Origin of the sequence: Neisseria subflava, from assembly GCF_005221305.1 — a bacterium.
Classification (GTDB): Bacteria; Pseudomonadota; Gammaproteobacteria; order Burkholderiales; family Neisseriaceae; genus Neisseria; species Neisseria subflava.
In genome coordinates, this window is sequence record NZ_CP039887.1 from 2,079,896 (window position 1) to 2,098,278 (window position 18,383).

15 protein-coding genes are annotated in these 18,383 nt (G+C 52.8%); 5 read left to right on the forward strand and 10 right to left on the reverse strand.

Annotated elements, in window-relative coordinates; genetic code table 11:
- Positions 1–67 precede the first annotated feature (67 nt).
- The 4 genes from FAH66_RS10190 to FAH66_RS10205 all read right to left on the reverse strand — a co-directional run bounded on the left by FAH66_RS10190 (position 68) and on the right by FAH66_RS10205 (position 5,384).
- A complete protein-coding gene (locus FAH66_RS10190; protein WP_137041498.1) occupies positions 68–1,039 on the reverse strand; it encodes an iron chelate uptake ABC transporter family permease subunit in 972 nt (323 codons plus the stop codon).
- Positions 1,029–1,997 (reverse strand): ABC transporter permease, encoded by a 969-nt coding sequence (locus FAH66_RS10195; RefSeq protein WP_137041499.1) that lies wholly within the window; start codon positions 1,995–1,997, stop codon positions 1,029–1,031. The genes FAH66_RS10190 and FAH66_RS10195 overlap by 11 nt, the downstream gene beginning before the upstream one ends.
- Before the next feature lie 230 nt (positions 1,998–2,227).
- On the reverse strand, positions 2,228–3,190 hold the full coding sequence (locus FAH66_RS10200) for a siderophore ABC transporter substrate-binding protein (protein WP_137041500.1): 963 nt from the start codon (positions 3,188–3,190) through the stop codon (positions 2,228–2,230).
- 115 nt (positions 3,191–3,305) lie between these two features.
- Positions 3,306–5,384, reverse strand: a complete 2,079-nt coding sequence (locus FAH66_RS10205) for a TonB-dependent siderophore receptor (RefSeq protein WP_137041501.1) — start codon at positions 5,382–5,384, stop codon at positions 3,306–3,308.
- A gap of 425 nt (positions 5,385–5,809) precedes the next feature.
- Here FAH66_RS10205 and groES point away from each other — a divergent pair, with 425 nt between their 5' ends.
- The 4 genes from groES (at position 5,810) to groL (ending at position 9,009) form a co-directional block, all read left to right on the forward strand.
- Entirely contained in the window at positions 5,810–6,097 is a 288-nt protein-coding gene (gene groES, locus FAH66_RS10215; RefSeq protein WP_016687158.1) for a co-chaperone GroES, read from the forward strand.
- Between the two features lie 51 nt (positions 6,098–6,148).
- A complete protein-coding gene (locus tag FAH66_RS10220; RefSeq protein WP_137041502.1) occupies positions 6,149–6,781 on the forward strand; it encodes a glutathione S-transferase family protein in 633 nt (210 codons plus the stop codon).
- Between the two features lie 47 nt (positions 6,782–6,828).
- Positions 6,829–7,224, forward strand: coding sequence for a GFA family protein (locus tag FAH66_RS10225; RefSeq protein WP_049328936.1), 396 nt, complete (start codon positions 6,829–6,831; stop codon positions 7,222–7,224).
- Between the two features lie 150 nt (positions 7,225–7,374).
- On the forward strand, positions 7,375–9,009 hold the full coding sequence (gene groL, locus FAH66_RS10230; RefSeq protein ID WP_137041503.1) for a chaperonin GroEL: 1,635 nt from the start codon (positions 7,375–7,377) through the stop codon (positions 9,007–9,009).
- Positions 9,010–9,313: 304 nt separating this feature from the next.
- Here the strand turns inward: groL and katA are convergent, their stop codons facing one another.
- The 4 genes from katA to accB form a co-directional block, all read right to left on the reverse strand.
- On the reverse strand, positions 9,314–10,828 hold the full coding sequence (gene katA, locus FAH66_RS10235; protein ID WP_137041504.1) for a catalase KatA: 1,515 nt from the start codon (positions 10,826–10,828) through the stop codon (positions 9,314–9,316).
- A gap of 302 nt (positions 10,829–11,130) precedes the next feature.
- Positions 11,131–12,492: an acetyl-CoA carboxylase biotin carboxylase subunit gene (gene accC, locus FAH66_RS10240; protein WP_137041505.1), complete on the reverse strand. Its 1,362-nt coding sequence runs from the start codon at positions 12,490–12,492 to the stop codon at positions 11,131–11,133.
- A 29-nt stretch (positions 12,493–12,521) separates the two neighbouring features.
- Positions 12,522–12,713, reverse strand: coding sequence for a YqaE/Pmp3 family membrane protein (locus FAH66_RS10245; RefSeq protein ID WP_049350801.1), 192 nt, complete (start codon positions 12,711–12,713; stop codon positions 12,522–12,524).
- Positions 12,714–12,784: 71 nt separating this feature from the next.
- Positions 12,785–13,243, reverse strand: a complete 459-nt coding sequence (gene accB / locus FAH66_RS10250; protein ID WP_137041506.1) for an acetyl-CoA carboxylase biotin carboxyl carrier protein — start codon at positions 13,241–13,243, stop codon at positions 12,785–12,787.
- Between the two features lie 354 nt (positions 13,244–13,597).
- Between accB and queA the strand changes: the two genes are divergently transcribed.
- Positions 13,598–14,626 (forward strand): tRNA preQ1(34) S-adenosylmethionine ribosyltransferase-isomerase QueA, encoded by a 1,029-nt coding sequence (gene queA / locus FAH66_RS10255; protein WP_137041507.1) that lies wholly within the window; start codon positions 13,598–13,600, stop codon positions 14,624–14,626.
- Positions 14,627–14,835: 209 nt separating this feature from the next.
- Here queA and gyrB read toward each other — a convergent pair whose 3' ends face one another.
- Positions 14,836–17,226: a DNA topoisomerase (ATP-hydrolyzing) subunit B gene (gene gyrB, locus FAH66_RS10260; protein WP_137041508.1), complete on the reverse strand. Its 2,391-nt coding sequence runs from the start codon at positions 17,224–17,226 to the stop codon at positions 14,836–14,838.
- Between the two features lie 194 nt (positions 17,227–17,420).
- Complete coding sequence (gene prmA / locus FAH66_RS10265; protein ID WP_137041509.1) at positions 17,421–18,308, reverse strand: 50S ribosomal protein L11 methyltransferase; 888 nt, start codon at positions 18,306–18,308, stop codon at positions 17,421–17,423.
- Between the last annotated feature and the right edge of the window lie 75 nt (positions 18,309–18,383).

Here is an 18,383-nt window from a genome sequence, read left to right on the forward strand (position 1 = left end):
TGCTTAGGCCGTCTGAAGGTTTCAGACGGCCTGAATTTATTTTTGCGAGCGTTTGGGCACGTTTAATTTATTTCTTTTTCAACACCAAATATAAAAATACCAATCCGCCTGCAAATTCGACGACCACGCTCAATACGGCCTGCATGCCGAGGAAGTGTTCGAAGATGGTTTGCCCGCCGATCAACAGGATGCCGCCGACACAAAAAGTCATGGGCAGGCGGACGGAATGTTTGACCGACGGGGAAAAGTGGTTGGCCAGCGCGGCAACCAGCAGGCCGAAAAAGCTTACCGGGCCGACAACGGCGGTCGCAGTTGCAACCAACGCGGCGATCCACAACAGCAGCCATAAGGTATTGCGCGTGTAGTTGATGCCCAAATTGACGGCCTGATTGCGGCCGAGCAGGTAAACATCGAGGCGGTGGCGTTCGCGCCAGATCACGGCGGCGCTGATGAGCAACACGACTGCGCCGATACCCAACAATTCCGAGTGGACGGTATTGAAGGTGGCAAACATATTCGCCTGCGCCGCGGTAAATTCTTCGGGGTCAATCATGCGCGAAAGCAGCGACGACAGGCTGCGGAACAAAATCCCGAAAATCACGCCGATTAAAATCATGCGCGACAAATCGCGTCCACCTTGTTTGATGAGCGTGTAGAACAATAGCAGCGAGCCACCCATCATGACGACCAGTTCAAAGCCGAATTTGCCCGTCAACGGCAGGGAAGCATAGCCCACGCCGCCGAGCGTAAACACCAGCAAGGTCTGCAAAAACACATACAGCGAATCGAAACCCAAAATCGAAGGGGTCAGAATCGGATTATTGGTCAGCGTTTGGAAGAGTTGCGTGGACACGCCGACCGCATAGGCAACCATCAGCAGCGCGGCAAGCTTGGTCAGACGCAGATGCAAGACAAAGTCCCAATCGCCTTTGACGTTGAGTGTCATAAACAGAACGCAGGAAACCAGCAACAGCGCAAAGGCGGCCCACAACGGGCGGCTGCTTCCTGCCATAAAACCGATATTTTTTTCAGACGGCATGAGCAGGTTTCCTTAATAAAAGCCATAAAAACAAAGCCGTCCCCATCACGCCAAAAACCGTAGAGACCGGAATTTCAAACGGAAACACAATTACGCGTCCGACAATATCGCACAGCAACACCAAAGACGCGCCCAGCAAGGCCACCGCAGGCAGGCTTTGGCGTAGTTTGTCGCCCATCAGGCGGCTGATGATGTTCGGCACGACTAGGCCGATAAACGGAATATTGCCGACCGTCACGACCACTAAAGACGTAATCAGCGCCACAATAATCAGCCCCGACCACATAATCGCCGTCCGGTTCAGTCCCAAATTTACGCTTACTGTTTCGCCCAAACCCAAAATCGTCAGCTGGTCGGCAATCAAATAGGCAAACAAAGCCAAAATCCCCGTTGCCCACAACAGCTCATACCGTCCGAGCAACACGCCGGAAAAATCGCCCTGTTGCCACACGCCGAGCATTTGCAGCATTTCGTTTTCATACGCGATAAAGGTGGCCACCGCCTCAATCACACCGCCGAAAATAATCCCGACCAAAGGCACCATCAGTTGCGCGGTCGGCGGCAGGCGGCGGATCAGCAGCATAAAGACCAACATCCCGATCAGCGCGGCAACGGCGGCAACCGACATTTTTGCCAGCAGCGGCGCGGCCGGTAGCAGCAGGGTCATCAGCAGCAAACCCAAAGCCGCGCTTTGGCTTGCGCCCACCATCGACGGTTCGACAAAACGGTTGCGCATCAAAATCTGCATAATCATGCCGGCCACCGCCATCGACGCGCCCGTCAGCACAATCGCAAACGTGCGCGGCAGGCGGCTGATGAACATGACTTGCTGGCTGTCGGATAGCGAAAACAGGGCGGACCATTTGAAGTCGGCCACGCCGACCGACAGGCTGACGGCAAACAATATCAGCAGCGCTACACCGTTGACCGCATTTAAAAATGAAGGTTTGTGAAACATAAAATGGTTCGGAAAAAATAAGGCCGTCTGAAAGAAGGGTTAAGGTATTTTGCGAAAAAGGCAGGTTTGCCCATCATAAAAACAGATGCAAACAGGCAAAAATTGTCCATTTGCACCATGTATTTTCAGACGGCCTAAATCCAATGACTTCAGATCAAGCAGCTTGATCCTGTGAATCATCAAACCGTTCAGGCCGTCTGAAAGAGGCGGGCGGCTATGCCCGTGCCGAATTACTTGGCCGCATTAAACGCATCGCTGACCTGTTTGGAAGCGTTCAGCAATTCTTGTGCGCCGCCGGCCGCCAGATAGGTTTCCGGCACGAGGTACACGACTTGGCCTTTTTTCCATGCAGTTGTTTCGGCAACCAAAGGATTGTTCAAAACATCTTTCGCAGCCTGACCTTCTTCACCGATGGCCGCGCCGCGGTCCAAAACAAACAGCCAATCAGGGTTTTTCTCTTTCAGGTATTCAAAGCTGATAGGCTGGCCGTGGCTGCCTTCTTTAATCGATTCATCGACAGCAGGAACGCCGATGTCTTTATGCAGCCAACCGCCCAAACGGGAAGAAGGGCCGAAAGCCGACATCTTACCGCCGTTGACCAAAATCACCAAACCCTTGCCTTTGCCTTGAGCAGCGGTTTTCGCTGCTTCAAACGAAGCATCGATTTCCGCTTTCAGCTTGTCCGCTTCCGCCTGTTTGCCAAAGATTTGCCCCAGCGCGTCGATGCGCTCTTTTGAGCTTTCTTTCAGATTGGCGGTTTCGGCAGTCATCTCGATGGTCGGCGCAATCTCGTTCAACTTGTCAAATGCTTTGGCTGCACGGCTGCCGATGATGATGAGCTGCGGTTTGTAAGCGTTGAGTGCTTCGTAGTCAGGCTCAAACAGCGTGCCGGCAGGTTTCGTGGTTTTGAAATATTCGTCTAAATAAGGCAGCCGGTTTTTATCGACGGACAAACCGGTTTTCACGCCCAGTTTGTTTAAAGTGTCGAGCATACCCAAATCGTAAACGGCGATACGCTCCGGATTTTGCGGCACTTTCGCATCGCCGCGCGCGGTTTTCACCGTCAGGCTTGCACCTTCGGTTTGGGCGGCAGAAGCGGAAGCAGTTTGCGCCTGATTGGAAGCAGAATCTTTCGGTGAACATGCACTCAAAGCGAGGGCGCAGCATACGGCTAAAGCGGTCAAACGTAACATAGAGTCTCTCCGTGGTCGGAAATAAAGTAAATCGAAATGATAACTTGTATCGGATTATAAAGCTAGATGCCGTCTGAAAACTTTTGTTTTCAGACGGCTTTTTCAAGCTGATTGCTTAGAAGCGGTAGTTCACACCCAAGCGGACATCGCGACCGATACCGGGTAAGGTTTCACCGCGTTGGCTGTGCGGATAGTAGAACTTGTTAAACACGTTGTTGACGGCAAAGTTGACATTGAGCGTGTCTTTGCCCAGAGGTTTCCAGTTGGCGAATACATCGTTCACGCCGTAGCCTTTGCGTTTGACTTCACCCTTGTCGCGTACCAACACAGAGCCGGAGGCTTTTTGGAGGTAACGACCACGCCAGCCGATTTCCAAATTCGGATTTTGGAAGCGGTAGGAGAGGGAGGTTGTCCAGGTGCGACCGGTTTGTACGGCAAATTCGGGGTTTGCGCTTAACAGGTTTTTAGGATGGGTGTCGTAGATGCGCGGTTTGCTGTGGCTGACACCGACTTTAGCCAGCAGGCCGCCTGTGCGGTAGGATGCGCCCAGTTCGTAGCCGTGGTTTTTGATGTAGCCTGCATTGGCAGTTTCTTTAAATGCCGCGCCGTGGCGGTCTTGCGGATTGGCGATGGCGTCGCTGATTTTTTGCCAGAAGTAGCTGCCGTTTGCGGCAAACGTACCGTCGTTGTAGTTGAAGCCGATTTCGGTATTGCGCGCGCGTTCGGCTACTGTGCCGTCTGCAATGGAAACGATGCCTCGGCGGCCGTGGGTCAGCAGTGCGTCGTACAGGCGCGGGCTGCGGCTGGCGTAGTTGTGACTTGCGCTGAAGCTCAAGTTTTCGGCAGGTTGGTAAATTACGCCCAGACTCGGGTTGACTTTGCCGTCTGAAACCGATTTGCCGTCATGGGTTTTGACCTCGAAATGGTCGTAACGCAGACCACCGGTCAGGGTAACATCGCCGATATCTTGGATGGCTTCGACATACACGCCGTAATCGGTTTTGGTCGGGTTGGTCAGGCTGTATCCGCGTACCAGACGTTGCAGGGCGGCATCGGTGTTGGTGTATTGCGAATTCAGGAAGGCATGGGGTTTGATTTCCTGATGGCGGTAGTTGACACCGTATTTCAACAGGGTTTTTTCGGCAAGGCGGCTGTCGAAGTTGATATTTGCACCTTTGGTGGTGATTTTGGTTGTGGTCGGGCCTGCCACATTGCCTGCGTAGCCGTTACCTTTGTCATCGGCAGAATAGCGCTCGTTTTCCAATACATAGGCGTTGGCATTCAGTTTTTCGACAAAGCCCAGGTTTTTACCCGTGTACTCTAAGTTGGTGTTGGATTGGGTAGTTTCGCGGTAAATGGGTGTATTGTCAGCTTTCCTGCCGTCCGGACGGGTAAAGGCCTGCCAACCAAATTCTTCTCGGATGAAGCGTTCGCCACGGTGTTGATCCTGCATATGGCTTAAGACAATGCGGTGGTCGTCGAAGGTTGCACCAATTTTGGCGAGGTAGCTGCGTTTGTCCAATCCGCTTTTTAAGACTTTGTTTGCACCGTATTGGTTGGTGTAGCCTTTACCTGCTTTGTAATCTTTTTCATCGTTGCGGCTGTAAGAGAACAAACCGTCGAAGTTGCCGGCTTTTCCGAACACGCTGGCACCGTAGTTTACGCCGTCATTGCTGGCATAACCGCTGCTGAGGCGCACGCCCCAGTTTTTATCCAAACCTTTGAGCAAGTCTTCGGCATCGACGGTTTTGGTAATAATCGCGCCGTTGGTCGCGCCGATACCGGCAGATGCCGAGCCTGCGCCTTTCTGTACGGAGACGATTTTGACCAGCGCAGGGTCGATGATGAAACGGCCTTGGTGATACAGTATTTGGCTGTCGGAATAGGCGTTGTCCACCTTGATGTCGACAGAGTTCTGACCCATGCCGCGCAAGGTCATGTGTTGGGATGTGCCGTTACCGCCGCCGAAATCGATGGCAGGTTCTTCTTTTAACAATTCGCGCAAATCGGTTGATGTGCTTTCGTCTTTTTGACGAAGGGTGACGATATTGGTTTTGATTTTGCTGCCTTGGCGGTCACCTTTAACGGTAACGGTATCAAGTACAACATTGTCTTTGGCTTCATTTTCTGCGTGTGCAAAACCGGCGGCGAGTGCCATTGAAAGCAGGCTGAAGCGGAACAGGGGTGAAGTCATGGAAATTTCCTTCTGTTGGATAAGTTTCAGTTAATCGATAAATTATTTATTAATAATAATTTTTATTTATTTTAAAGGTGGGCTATTATTTTGTAAAGGTGTGCATAGTTTTGCGCCAATAATGTTTGGTTTTTTGTTGATTGAAGCATGTGAAGCCCGCCGTCTGTAAAAGGTCGTCTGAAAATGCCTGCCTGCTTGATCAGCATTGAAAGTAGGGCGGGGATGGTACGCAACTTGTCATGTCTGTTTTCAGACGACCCCGCATAGAAAATTTTTACTTCTTCCCTTGAATTTACCGGGACAAACCCTAATTTACCGCTGTGTTAAGGTAAGTTTGTTGACAAACTTGCCGCCTTCTTTTTCAAACCGCATCTGCCGGATAAAGGCAAATGATTGTTTTCAAACTATTTATCGGAGCATAAAACATGACCATCCGTCCTTTACACGACCGCGTCGTCGTCAAACGCTTGGAAGCTGAAGAGAAAACCGCATCAGGCATCGTCTTGCCGGGCGCAGCCGCTGAAAAACCCGACATGGGCGAAGTAATCGCCGTGGGCGCAGGTAAAATCGGTAAAGACGGCGAACGCCGTCCGCTGGATGTCAAAGTCGGCGACAAAATCATCTTCGGCAAATACAGCGGTCAAACTGTAAAAGCCGACGGCGAAGAGCTGTTGGTAATGCGCGAAGAAGACATCTTCGGCATCGTGGAGTAAGTTTCAGGCAGCCTGCACGTCTTTTTCGCAATTTAATCAGGAGTTTATGAAATGAAAAAAATCACGTTTTATACCAATCCCTATTCACGCGGTAAAGGTATCCGCTGGCTGCTGGAAGAATGCGGTGCGGATTATGAAGTCGTCCCCGTGCCTTTCGGCGAAAACGGCACCAAATCCGCCGACTATCTCGCCGTCAATCCCATGGGCAAACTGCCTGCGGTGAAATACGGCGATGCAGTGATTACCGAAGTTGCCGCGCTGATAACTTTTCTGGCGGAACTCTTCCCGGAGAAAAACCTGATTCCCGCCGCCGGCACCGCAGAACGCGGCGAGTTTTACCGCTGGCTGATATTTGCCCTGCACGCCGAATACGCCTTTATGGATAAACGGTTCGGCATTCCCGAAACACCGGAACGCAAATACAGCATCGGCTACGGCAGCTTTGACGAAGTCGTCGCCACGCTGACCAAGTTCCTGCGCGGCAAAGAATACGCTTTGGGCAACCGTTTCACTGCGCTGGACCTGTATTTGAGCAGCCTGATTGCGTGGGGCATTATGCGGGGGCAAGTGCTGCCCGCAGATGGGGAACTCGCGGCCTACATGAAACGCCACATGGCACGTCCCGCCTTTGCCAAAGCGCAGGCGTTGGATGCGGAACTCGCGAAACAGATGGGCTTGGAATAAAAGCAGCCTGCACCCGTTTGACCCAGTTTTAATACAGGAAACACACTATGCACGCACAATGTTTATGCGGCGCAGTAACGCTGGAAGTACCCGAAACGCACGAACTGCACGCCTGCCACTGCGGCAAATGCCGTACTTGGAACGGCGGCGCATCGTTCACGCTGACGGCGCAGTCGCCCAAAATTTCAGGCAGCGAACACATCGGACGTTACTCATCGTCCGAATGGGCGCAACGCTGCTTCTGCAAAGAATGCGGCACACACCTGTTCGTGCAGGTCGGCAACGATTACTACATCAACGCCGGTCTGTTTGCCGACAATGCAGCCTTCCGCACCGCATCGCAAATCTTCATCGACTGCAAAGCCCCGTATTACGATTTGGCAAACGACACGCCCAAGCTGACTGAAGCCGAATTTTTGGCGATGGTGGGCGCAGCGCAATAAGCAATAAGGATTGCCACCGGAGAGCTTGAATATCGCGTTCGGCAACCCAATTTATGCGCTGTACGAAAAGCAGCCTGCACTGTTCAGACGGCCTGAAAACATCTGATTTTTTGTAAATATTTATTTTTTCATTTCATAAGGAAACCAATCATGGCAGCAAAAGAAGTTCAATTTGGCACAGAAGTCCGCCAAAAAATGGTCAGCGGCGTGAACACTCTGGCAAACGCCGTCCGCGTAACTTTGGGTCCTAAAGGTCGCAACGTAGTGGTTGACCGCGCATTCGGCGGCCCGCACATCACCAAAGACGGCGTTACCGTCGCTAAAGAAATCGAACTGAAAGACAAATTCGAAAACATGGGCGCGCAAATGGTGAAAGAAGTTGCGTCCAAAACCAACGACGTAGCGGGCGACGGTACCACTACCGCTACCGTATTGGCTCAAGCCATCGTAGCGGAAGGCATGAAATACGTGACCGCCGGCATGAACCCGACCGACCTGAAACGCGGTATCGACAAAGCCGTTGCCGCTTTGGTTGAAGAGCTGAAAAACATCGCCAAACCTTGCGATACTTCCAAAGAAATCGCACAAGTCGGCTCGATTTCCGCCAACTCTGACGAACAAGTCGGCGCGATTATTGCCGAAGCGATGGAAAAAGTCGGCAAAGAAGGCGTGATTACCGTTGAAGACGGCAAATCTTTGGAAAACGAATTGGATGTCGTCGAAGGTATGCAGTTCGACCGCGGCTACCTGTCCCCTTACTTCATCAACGACGCGGAAAAACAAATCGCTGCGCTGGACAATCCGTTTGTATTGCTGTTCGACAAAAAAATCAGCAACATCCGCGACCTGCTGCCTGTTTTGGAACAAGTGGCAAAAGCCAGCCGTCCGCTGTTGATTATTGCTGAAGACGTAGAAGGCGAAGCCTTGGCGACTTTGGTGGTGAACAACATCCGCGGCATCCTGAAAACCGTTGCCGTGAAAGCTCCGGGCTTCGGCGACCGCCGCAAAGCCATGTTGCAAGACATCGCCATTCTGACCGGCGGTACCGTGATTGCCGAAGAAGTCGGCCTGTCTTTGGAAAAAGCCACTTTGGAAGACTTGGGTCAAGCCAAACGCATCGAGATCGGTAAAGAAAACACCACCATCATCGACGGCTTTGGCGACGCAGCCCAAATCGAAGCGCGTGTTGCCGAAATCCGCCAACAAATCGAAACCGCAACCAGCGATTACGACAAAGAAAAACTGCAAGAGCGCGTTGCCAAACTGGCAGGCGGCGTGGCAGTGATCAAAGTCGGTGCCGCTACCGAAGTCGAAATGAAAGAGAAAAAAGACCGCGTGGAAGACGCGCTGCACGCTACCCGCGCAGCCGTTGAAGAAGGCGTGGTTGCCGGCGGCGGCGTAGCCCTGTTGCGCGCCCGTGCCGCTTTGGAAAACCTGCACACCGGCAATGCCGACCAAGACGCAGGCGTACAAATTGTATTGCGCGCCGTTGAGTCTCCGCTGCGCCAAATCGTTGCCAACGCAGGCGGCGAGCCTAGCGTAGTCGTGAACAAAGTGTTGGAAGGCAAAGGCAACTACGGTTACAACGCAGGTTCTGGCGAATACGGTGACATGATCGAAATGGGCGTACTCGACCCCGCCAAAGTAACCCGTTCCGCGCTGCAACACGCCGCATCTATCGCCGGCCTGATGCTGACTACCGACTGCATGATTGCCGAAATCCCTGAAGAAAAACCGGCTATGCCTGACATGGGCGGCATGGGTGGTATGGGCGGCATGATGTAAGGCCGTCTGAAACCTTCAGACAAAAAGCAAAACCGCACGGCAAGTAGCCGTGCGGTTTTTTATTTGCCAGTAAGAAGCGTGAGATGGTAAGGGGTACGCCATGATTTACGGAGAAATAAGGGCAGCCAGTTCCATTGAATCAAAAGCAATCAAATAAACTTCATCATCAAAAAAGGCCGTCTGAAACTTTATTTTGTGTTTCAGACGGCCTTCTTAATGATTTAAACCGTTACTTTTTGTTTGAACGGCTGTATCGGACAGCTTGAGACAAGAGTTCTTCAATTTCTATCCACATAATGCCTCCTTACAGTAAACCAGGTTGACCCAATGCCGGGTCGGTCGCGCGGGCGGCTTGCGCGTCTTCAATGGTCAGCCCCAAGGCTTTCGCCACGCCTTCGCCGTAGGCGGGGTCGCAACGGTGGCAGTTGCGGATGTGGCGGTATTTGATGAAGTCGGGCGCGTCGTCCATTGCGGCGGCGGTGTTGTCGAACAAAGCCTGTTTCTGCGCGTCGCTCATCAGGTTGAACAAGGCGCGCGGTTGGCTGAAGTAGTCGTCATCGTCTTGACGGTAGTCCCAGTGCGCCGCGTCGCCGTTGATTTTCAAAGGCGGTTCGGCGAAGTCGGGCTGTTGCTGCCATTGGCCGAAGCTGTTGGGTTCGTAGTGCGGCAGGCTGCCGTAGTTGCCGTCGGCACGGCCTTGTCCGTCGCGCTGGTTGCTGTGGACGGGGCAACGCGGGCGGTTGACGGGGATTTGGCGGAAGTTCACGCCCAGGCGGTAGCGTTGCGCGTCGGCGTAATTGAACAAACGGGCTTGCAGCATTTTGTCGGGGCTGGCGCCGATACCGGGAACCAGGTTGCTCGGTGCGAAAGCGGATTGTTCCACATCGGCGAAGAAGTTTTCGGGATTGCGGTTCAACTCGAATTCGCCCACTTCAATCAGCGGATAGTCTTTTTTCGGCCAAACTTTGGTCAAATCGAAAGGATGATACGGCACTTTTTCCGCATCGGCTTCAGGCATGACTTGGATGTACATCGTCCATTTCGGAAACTCGCCGCGTTCGATGGCTTCGTACAGGTCGCGCTGGTGGCTTTCGCGGTCGTCTCCGATGATTTTCGCGGCTTCTTCGTTGGTCAGGTTTTTAATGCCTTGCTGGCTGCGGAAATGGAATTTTACCCAGAAACGCTCGCCCGCTTCATTCCAGAAGCTGTAAGTATGCGAACCGAAGCCGTGCATATGGCGGTAGCTGGCGGGGATGCCGCGGTCGCTCATGACGATGGTGACTTGGTGCAGGGCTTCGGGCAGCAGCGTCCAGAAGTCCCAGTTATTCGTGGCGGAACGCATATTGGTGCGCGGGTCGCGTTTGACGGCCTTGTTCAGGTCGGGGAATTTGCGCGGGTCGCGCAGGAAGAATACGGGCGTATTGTTGCCGACCATGTCCCAGTTGCCTTCTTCGGTATAGAACTTCAACGCAAAGCCGCGGATGTCGCGTTCCGCATCGGCTGCGCCGCGCTCGCCCGCCACGGTGGTAAAACGGGCGAACATCTCGGTTTGCTTGCCGACTTCGCTGAAGATTTTGGCACGGGTATATTTTGTAATGTCGTGTGTTACGGTAAACGTACCGAATGCGCCCGAACCTTTGGCGTGCATACGGCGTTCGGGGATGACTTCGCGCACGAAGTCGGCAAGTTTTTCATTCAGCCATAAATCTTGCGCCAGCAACGGACCGCGCGGGCCGGCGGTCAGGCTGTTTTGGTTGTCGGCAACGGGCGCGCCGTTGTTCATGGTCAGATGGGTAACAGGGCATTTAGAGGTAGTCATGATGGTTTCCTTTGTGAAATGGTCAGTGGTTTATAAAACGATTTGCCGGAAGGCATATTCGTAGCCGGTTTCTTGATTCTCATAAATTTCTTGTATCGACATTTTATTTCCTTTTGATGTTAGCTATTAAAACAACTATACAGAAAGGTCTTAACTATTGGAACTATGAAACCGATTTAGAATAGATATAATAAATTAACTATTAAATCTCATTAGTTTTAATAAATAATTTAATTATGAAAAAAGGCCGTCTGAAACTTTATTTTATGTTTCAGACGGCCTTTTTTAGTCAAAACAGAGGATTATTTATCCAGTTTGGCTTTGCGTTCTTCCAACCAATGTTCCAAGTAGTGGATGCTGACGCCACCTTTTTGGAAGCCTGGGTCACTGAACAAGTCGCGATGCAGCGGTGTATTGGTTTTGATGCCGGTAATTGCCAGCTCGGCAAGGGCTACGCGCATTTTTGCCATGGCTTGGTCGCGGTCTTTACCGATAACGCAGATTTTGCCGATCAGGCTGTCGTAGTAAGGAGGGATGCGGTAGCCTTGGTAGATGTGGCTGTCGACGCGGATGCCGAAGCCGCCGGGCAGGTGGCAGCTTTCAATCAGGCCCGGGCTTGGAATGAAGTTGTACGGGTCTTCGGCATTGATACGGCACTCAAACGCGTGGCCTTCGACTTGAATGTCTTCCTGTTTGTATTGCAAAGGCAGGCCGGATGCAATGCGTAATTGCTCTTGGACGATGTCCACGCCGGTGATGAGCTCGGTAACCGGATGCTCAACCTGAACGCGTGTGTTCATCTCGATAAAGAAGAATTCGCCGTCTTCGTACAGGAATTCAAACGTACCTGCGCCGCGATAGCCGATGCGTTTGCAAGCGTCGGCACAGGCTTTGCCGATTTTGGCGCGTTCTTCTTCAGTGATGAACGGAGCAGGAGCTTCTTCGATGACTTTTTGGTGGCGGCGCTGCATGGAGCAGTCGCGCTCGGCGAGGTAGATGGCGTTGCCGTGTTCGTCGGCAATCACTTGGATTTCGACGTGGCGCGGACGCTGCAGATAGCGCTCCATATAAACCATCGGGTTGCCGAATGCCGCGCCTGCTTCGGCTTTGGTCATTTCGACAGACTGGAGGAGGTCTTCTTTTTTCTCGACGACGCGCATACCGCGACCGCCGCCGCCGCCGGAGGCTTTGATAATGACGGGATAACCGACTTTATCGGCAATTTTCAGGATTTCTTCACCGTCGTCTGGCAATGCGCCTTCAGATCCGGGAACGCAAGGCACGCCGGCTTCGATCATGGCGTGTTTGGCGGATACTTTGTCGCCCATCAGACGGATGGTGTCGGCTTTAGGGCCGATGAAGACAAAGCCGGATTGTTCGACTTGCTCGGCAAAATTGGCGTTTTCGGCGAGGAAGCCGTAGCCTGGGTGGATGCCGTCGGCTTCGGTGACTTCGGCGGCAGCAATGATGGCCGGGATGTTGAGGTAGCTTTGTGCGGATGCGGCAGGGCCGATGCACACGGATTCGTCGGCGAGTTTGACGTGCAGGCTGTCTTTGTCGGCTTCGGAATGGACGGCGACGGTGGCGATGCCCATTTCACGGCAGGCACGCAGGACGCGCAGGGCGATTTCGCCCCGGTTGGCGATCAATACTTTTTTCAGCATGATAATCTTTCCGGATGGTTCAGACGGCCTCAGCGGCCGCCTAATGCGTTGCGGATTTTTTGGTCGGTTTTGTATTGGCTCAAGGCGTAAACCGACCACATGGCTGCCGGTATCCAGCCGATCAGCGTACATTGCAGAATCAGACAGATGATGCCTGCAATCGGACGGCCAATGGTGAAAAACTGCAACCATGGCAAGAAAATAGCCAAAATCAGACGCATGGTTTGTCCTTAATGAACAGAAAAAGGAATTTCAGACGGCCTTAAAGCTAAAGGCCGTCTGAAAAAGCGGATTATTCAATGATGAAGAGCGGCTCGCCGTATTCGACCGGAGTACCGTTTTCAACCAGAATTTCTTTAACGACACCGGATTTCTCGGCTTCGATTTCATTCATCAGCTTCATGGCTTCGATGATGCACAAAGTATCGCCGACTTTTACTTGTTTACCTACTTCAACGAAAGCAGCGGCGTTCGGGCCGGGAGCGCGGTAAAATGTACCGACCATAGGCGATTTTTGTGCGTTGGACAAATCGCGAGCGGCAGGGGTGGCGGCTGGAGCGGCTGCGGCCGGAGCAACGGCAGGGGCGGCAACCGGAGCGGCTGCGACAGGTGCCGGAGCAGCATAAACAGGAGCTGCGGCGGCAGTGGTACGCGTAATGCGGACTTTTTCTTCGCCTTCGGTAACTTCAATTTCTGCAATGCCTGATTCTTCGACCAAATCAATCAGTTTTTTCAATTTACGCAAATCCATTGCTTTTCCTTTTTAGCGCGGCATAAAGTACATATTGGGTATGCGCCGCTGTGGTTTTAGATGATTTCCTGAGACGTCGGAAGGCGGGTTTGCCATCCGGCGTTTAAATAATGTCGGAACAGGGCGGAGCCTGAGAAATGAATCTGGTTATTTTCCCGAACTTGTCGGTAAATGTCCAGTAAAAGATAGAAAAAAGGCGTTTTTCGGCGAAAAAAGAAAGGAACGCTGATTTTCGTTAAAAGGTGTTTTTCCCAAGAGCGTTTATTCTAATTTATTGGTTTTTCGACAAAACATGCCGTCTGAAAACCAACTTTGCGCGTATAATGGCGCCTGTTTTTTTAAGTATGCACGACAATGGATATTTCCGATTTTGATTTTGAATTGCCCGAAAAACTGATTGCCCAGCATCCTCCGGAAGTGCGCGGCAGCAGCAGGCTTTTGGTTGCCTTGCCTACATTGCCGATTGAAGACAAACATTTCGGCGATTTACCCGATTATGTCGCACCGGGCGATGTGCTGGTGTTTAACAATACCAAAGTGATGAAGGCGCGCCTGTTCGGCCAAAAAGCCAGCGGCGGCAAAATCGAAGCCCTGATTGAGCGGGTATTGGACGCGCATACCGCATTGGCTCATATCCGTTCGTCCAAATCGCCGAAACCGGGTACGAAATTGATTTTTGAAGGCGATATCCACGCCGTCATGATGGAGCGTGCGGAAGAATTGTTTTGCCTGAAATTTGAAGGCGGGCAAACCGTTTATGAACTTTTGGAGCAAAACGGCCATCTGCCCTTGCCGCCTTATATCGAACGCGCGGCCGATGATGAAGACGACAGCCGCTATCAGACCGTGTACGCCAAATATCAAGGCGCAGTAGCCGCGCCGACGGCGGGTTTGCACTTTACCGATGAGTTATTGGGCCGTCTGAAAGCCAAAGGCGTAGAAACCGCAGAAGTGACCCTGCACGTTGGTGCCGGCACATTCCAACCCGTGCGCGTCGATAAAATTGAAGAGCACAAAATGCACAGCGAGTGGTTTGACGTACCTGCAGAAACCGTTGCCGCCGTCGAAGCCGCCAAAGCGCGTGGCAATAAAGTGTGGGCAGTGGGCACAACCTCCATGCGCGCCTTAGAATCCGCCGCACGCGAAACAGGCCGTCTGAAAGCCGGTCGCGGCGATACCGATATTTTCATTACGCCGGGCTACCGCTTCAATGTTGCCGACCGATTGATTACCAACTTCCACCTGCCCAAATCAACCTTGCTGATGCTCGTCAGCGCGTTTTCGGGCATGGAGCATATCCGCAACGTTTACCGCCATGCGGTGGAGCAGGAATACCGCTTTTTCAGCTATGGCGATGCGATGATTTTGGGGAAAGCGGAATAAATCGGAAGCGGACTGGAGCGTTTTAAACCGGTTATTTGGGTTATCCCGAATCTGAATCAGTTGGAACGCTCTATTAAAATATGCGAATTAAAATAAATGATTAAAGCAAACGCGCGAAGTTGTTGGAATTTGAGTTGTAAGAAATAAAGCACAAAAACAAAAAGGCCGTCTGAAAATCGTTTTTCAGACGGCCTTTTATATCCCCATGCTTAGGCGTCGATGTTTTGTGCCAGCAGGGCGTTGTTTTCAATGAAGGCGCGGCGCGGTTCGACTTCGTCGCCCATCAGAGTTACGAACACTTCGTCGGCGGCGATGGCGTCTTCGATGCGGACTTTCAGGAGACGGCGGACGGTAGGATCCATCGTGGTTTCCCAAAGTTGTTCCGGATTCATCTCGCCCAAGCCTTTGTATCGTTGGATGGACATGCCTTTTTGGGCAACGCTCATCAAGATGTCCAAAGCGCCTTCAAAGCTGTCGATGTCGTATTCGTTGTCGCCTTTGTAGAGCTTCGCCCCTTTGCCGACCATGCCTTTAAGTGCGGCGGCGGTTTGGGTAAGGGTTTGGTAGGCTTTGCTGTTGAGGAACTTAGGCTCAAGGTAGCTCACCATCACATTGCCGTGCAGCTTGCGAGTGATTTTGATGAACTGGTGTCCTTCGTGTCCTTCGATACGTTCGAGCGCGACTTCTTTTTCGTCCAAGAGGCCGCTCAATTCGGCAACGGCGCGGTCTGCGCTTTCTGCCGTGCTGAGGTCGACCGGCGAAGCGTGCAGCATGGCATGCAGGACGAGTTCGTCAATGATGCGGCTTTCTTGCTCGATGACGGTTTTGGCCAACAGGAATTGTTTGGCGGTATTGGCAAGCTCTTCGCCTTCTATGGTGCGGCCGTCTGAAACGATTTTGGCTTTTTCCAAGGCCAAACCGAGCAGCCATTGGTCTTTTTCCAATTCGTCTTTGAGATAGCGCTCTTGTTTGCCGTATTTGGCTTTGTACAAAGGCGGCTGGGCAATGTAGATGTAGCCGCGTTCGACCAGCTCGGGCATTTGGCGGTAGAAGAAGGTCAGGAGCAGGGTGCGGATGTGCGCGCCGTCCACGTCGGCATCGGTCATGATGATGATGCGGTGGTAGCGCAGTTTTTCGGCGTTGAATTCTTCTTTGCCGATGCCTGCGCCTAGAGCGGTAATCAGCGTGGCGACTTCTTGGCTGGCCAGCATTTTTTCAAAACGTGCTTTTTCGACGTTCAAAATTTTACCTTTGAGCGGCAAAATCGCCTGGAATTTGCGGTCGCGGCCCTGCATGGCGGAACCGCCTGCGGAGTCGCCCTCGACGAGGTAGAGTTCGGACAGGGCAGGGTCTTTTTCTTGGCAGTCGGCAAGTTTGCCCGGCAGGCCCAAACCGTCCATCACGCCTTTGCGGCGGGTAATTTCGCGTGCTTTGCGGGCGGCTTCGCGCGCGCGCGCAGCATCGACGATTTTGCTGGTGATGATTTTGGCTTCGGTCGGGTTTTCTTCAAGGAAGTCGGTCAGTGCTTGGTTGATGACTTCGTTGACGACGGGGCCGATTTCGCTGGAAACCAGTTTGTCTTTGGTTTGCGATGAGAATTTCGGGTCGGGCAGTTTGACGGACAACACGCAGGTCAAACCTTCGCGCATATCGTCGCCGGCGGTTTCCACTTTGGCTTTTTTGGCCACTTCGTTGGCTTCGATATAGTTGTTGATGGTGCGGGTCATCACTTGGCGCAGCGCGGTCAGATGGGTGCCGCCGTCGCGTTGCGGAATGTTGTTGGTGAAACATTGCACGCTTTCTTGGTAGCTGTCGTTCCATTGCATCGCGCATTCGACGCTCATGCCGTCTTTTTCGCCGAACGCGTAGAAGATTTTTTCGTGCAGCGGCGTTTTTTTGCGGTTCATGTATTGCACGAAGCCGGCCACGCCGCCAGAGAGGGCGAAGCTTTCGTGTCTGCCGTCGCGTTCGTCGATCAGCTCGATGTCTACGCCGTTATTCAGGAAGGAAAGTTCGCGGATACGTTTGGCAAGGGTGTCGAAGCTGTATTCGACGTTGCCGAAGGTTTCGCTACTGGCGAGGAAGCGTACGGTTGTGCCTTTTTTGTCGGAATCGCCGACAACCTTCAACGGCTCTTCGGCTTCGCCGCGTACGAAACGGACGAAGTGTTCTTTACCGTCGCGGTAGATGGTCAGCGTCACCCAGTCGGACAGTGCGTTGACGACGGATACGCCCACACCGTGCAGACCGCCGGAGATTTTGTAGCTGTTGTTGTCGAATTTGCCGCCTGCGTGCAAGACGGTCATGATGACTTCGGCGGCGGAGCGACCTTCTTTCGGGTGGATGCCGGTCGGCATGCCGCGGCCGTTGTCGGCCACGCTGACGGAATTGTCGGCATGGATGGTTACGGTGATTTTGTTGCAATGTCCGGCGAGCGCTTCGTCAATGGCGTTGTCGAGCACCTCGAACACCATGTGGTGCAGGCCGCTGCCGTCCTGCGTGTCGCCGATATACATACCGGGGCGTTTGCGTACCGCTTCCAAGCCTTCCAGCACTTGTATGCTGTCGGCGCCGTATTCTTCGTGTTTTTGGTCAGTCATGGTCTTTTCTTGCTGAATTTCAAGGAATTTTTCCGTGCGCGCAATGAAATGTCAAACGGGCGCGGCGGATGTGTTCCGAAAGGTCAAAATAATAGGCAATTATACCTGATTTTGCTGGATTATTCAGCGTTTTAAGTGCAAAAAGGCCGTCTGAAAGATTAAATTTCAGACGGCCTTTGTATCGGAAAACAGGTTTAGCGTTTGACGCCGCTCAATCGCGCCCAGCCTTCTTCGATTTCGGCAGGCTCGATGTCGAACCATTGGCTGTAAATGCCGCTGAGTTCTTCGACTTGTTCGTCCAAAAGGCCGGACAAGACAATGCGGCCGCCTTGTTTGGTACGCGCGGCAAGCATTTCGCCGAGCATACGCAGCGGGTTGGCCAGAATGTTGGCGACAACGACATCAAATTGACCTTGCGGCAGGCCGTCCGGCAGGTAGAACTGCGCGTCGACGTTGTTTTGCGCGGCATTGTCTTTGCTGGCGCGGATGGCTTGTTCGTCAATATCTACGCCGATAGCGGAGCCTGCGCCGAGTTTGAGGGCGGCAATGGCCAAAATGCCGGAGCCGCAGCCGTAGTCCAATACGCTTTCGCCGCCTTTGAGTTGCGTGTCGAGCCATTTGAGGCAGAGGCGTGTGGTCGGATGGCTGCCGGTGCCGAAGGCAAGGCCAGGGTCGAGTTGCAGGTTGACGGCGTTGCCGTTGGGCGCTTCGTGCCAAGACGGGGTAATCCACAGGCGGTCGGAAATTTGAATCGGGTCGAATTGCGCTTGGGTCAGGCGTACCCAGTCTTGATCTTCAAGGATTTCGCCGGTGTATTTCAAATCGTTCAAACCGCATTCCTGCGCGGCGGCTTTGATAATGGAAGCGGCGTCGTCGCTTTCGCCGAAAAGGGCGATGACTTTGCTTTGTTGCCAGATTTGCTCGGTCGGCATGCCCGGCTCGCCGAAAATGGCCTGCTCGTTTTCTGTACCGGCGTAGGCATCTTCAATGGCGGCGGACAATGCACCGTGTTCCATCAGCGCGTCGGCAAGGCGTTCGGCGACGGCATCGTTGACGTTGATGGTGATTTGTTGATAGGACATGGTGGGACTTTCTTTTTAATAAGGCCGTCTGAAAATCGACGTTGTGCTTTCAGACGGCCTTGTAAGGTATGAAAC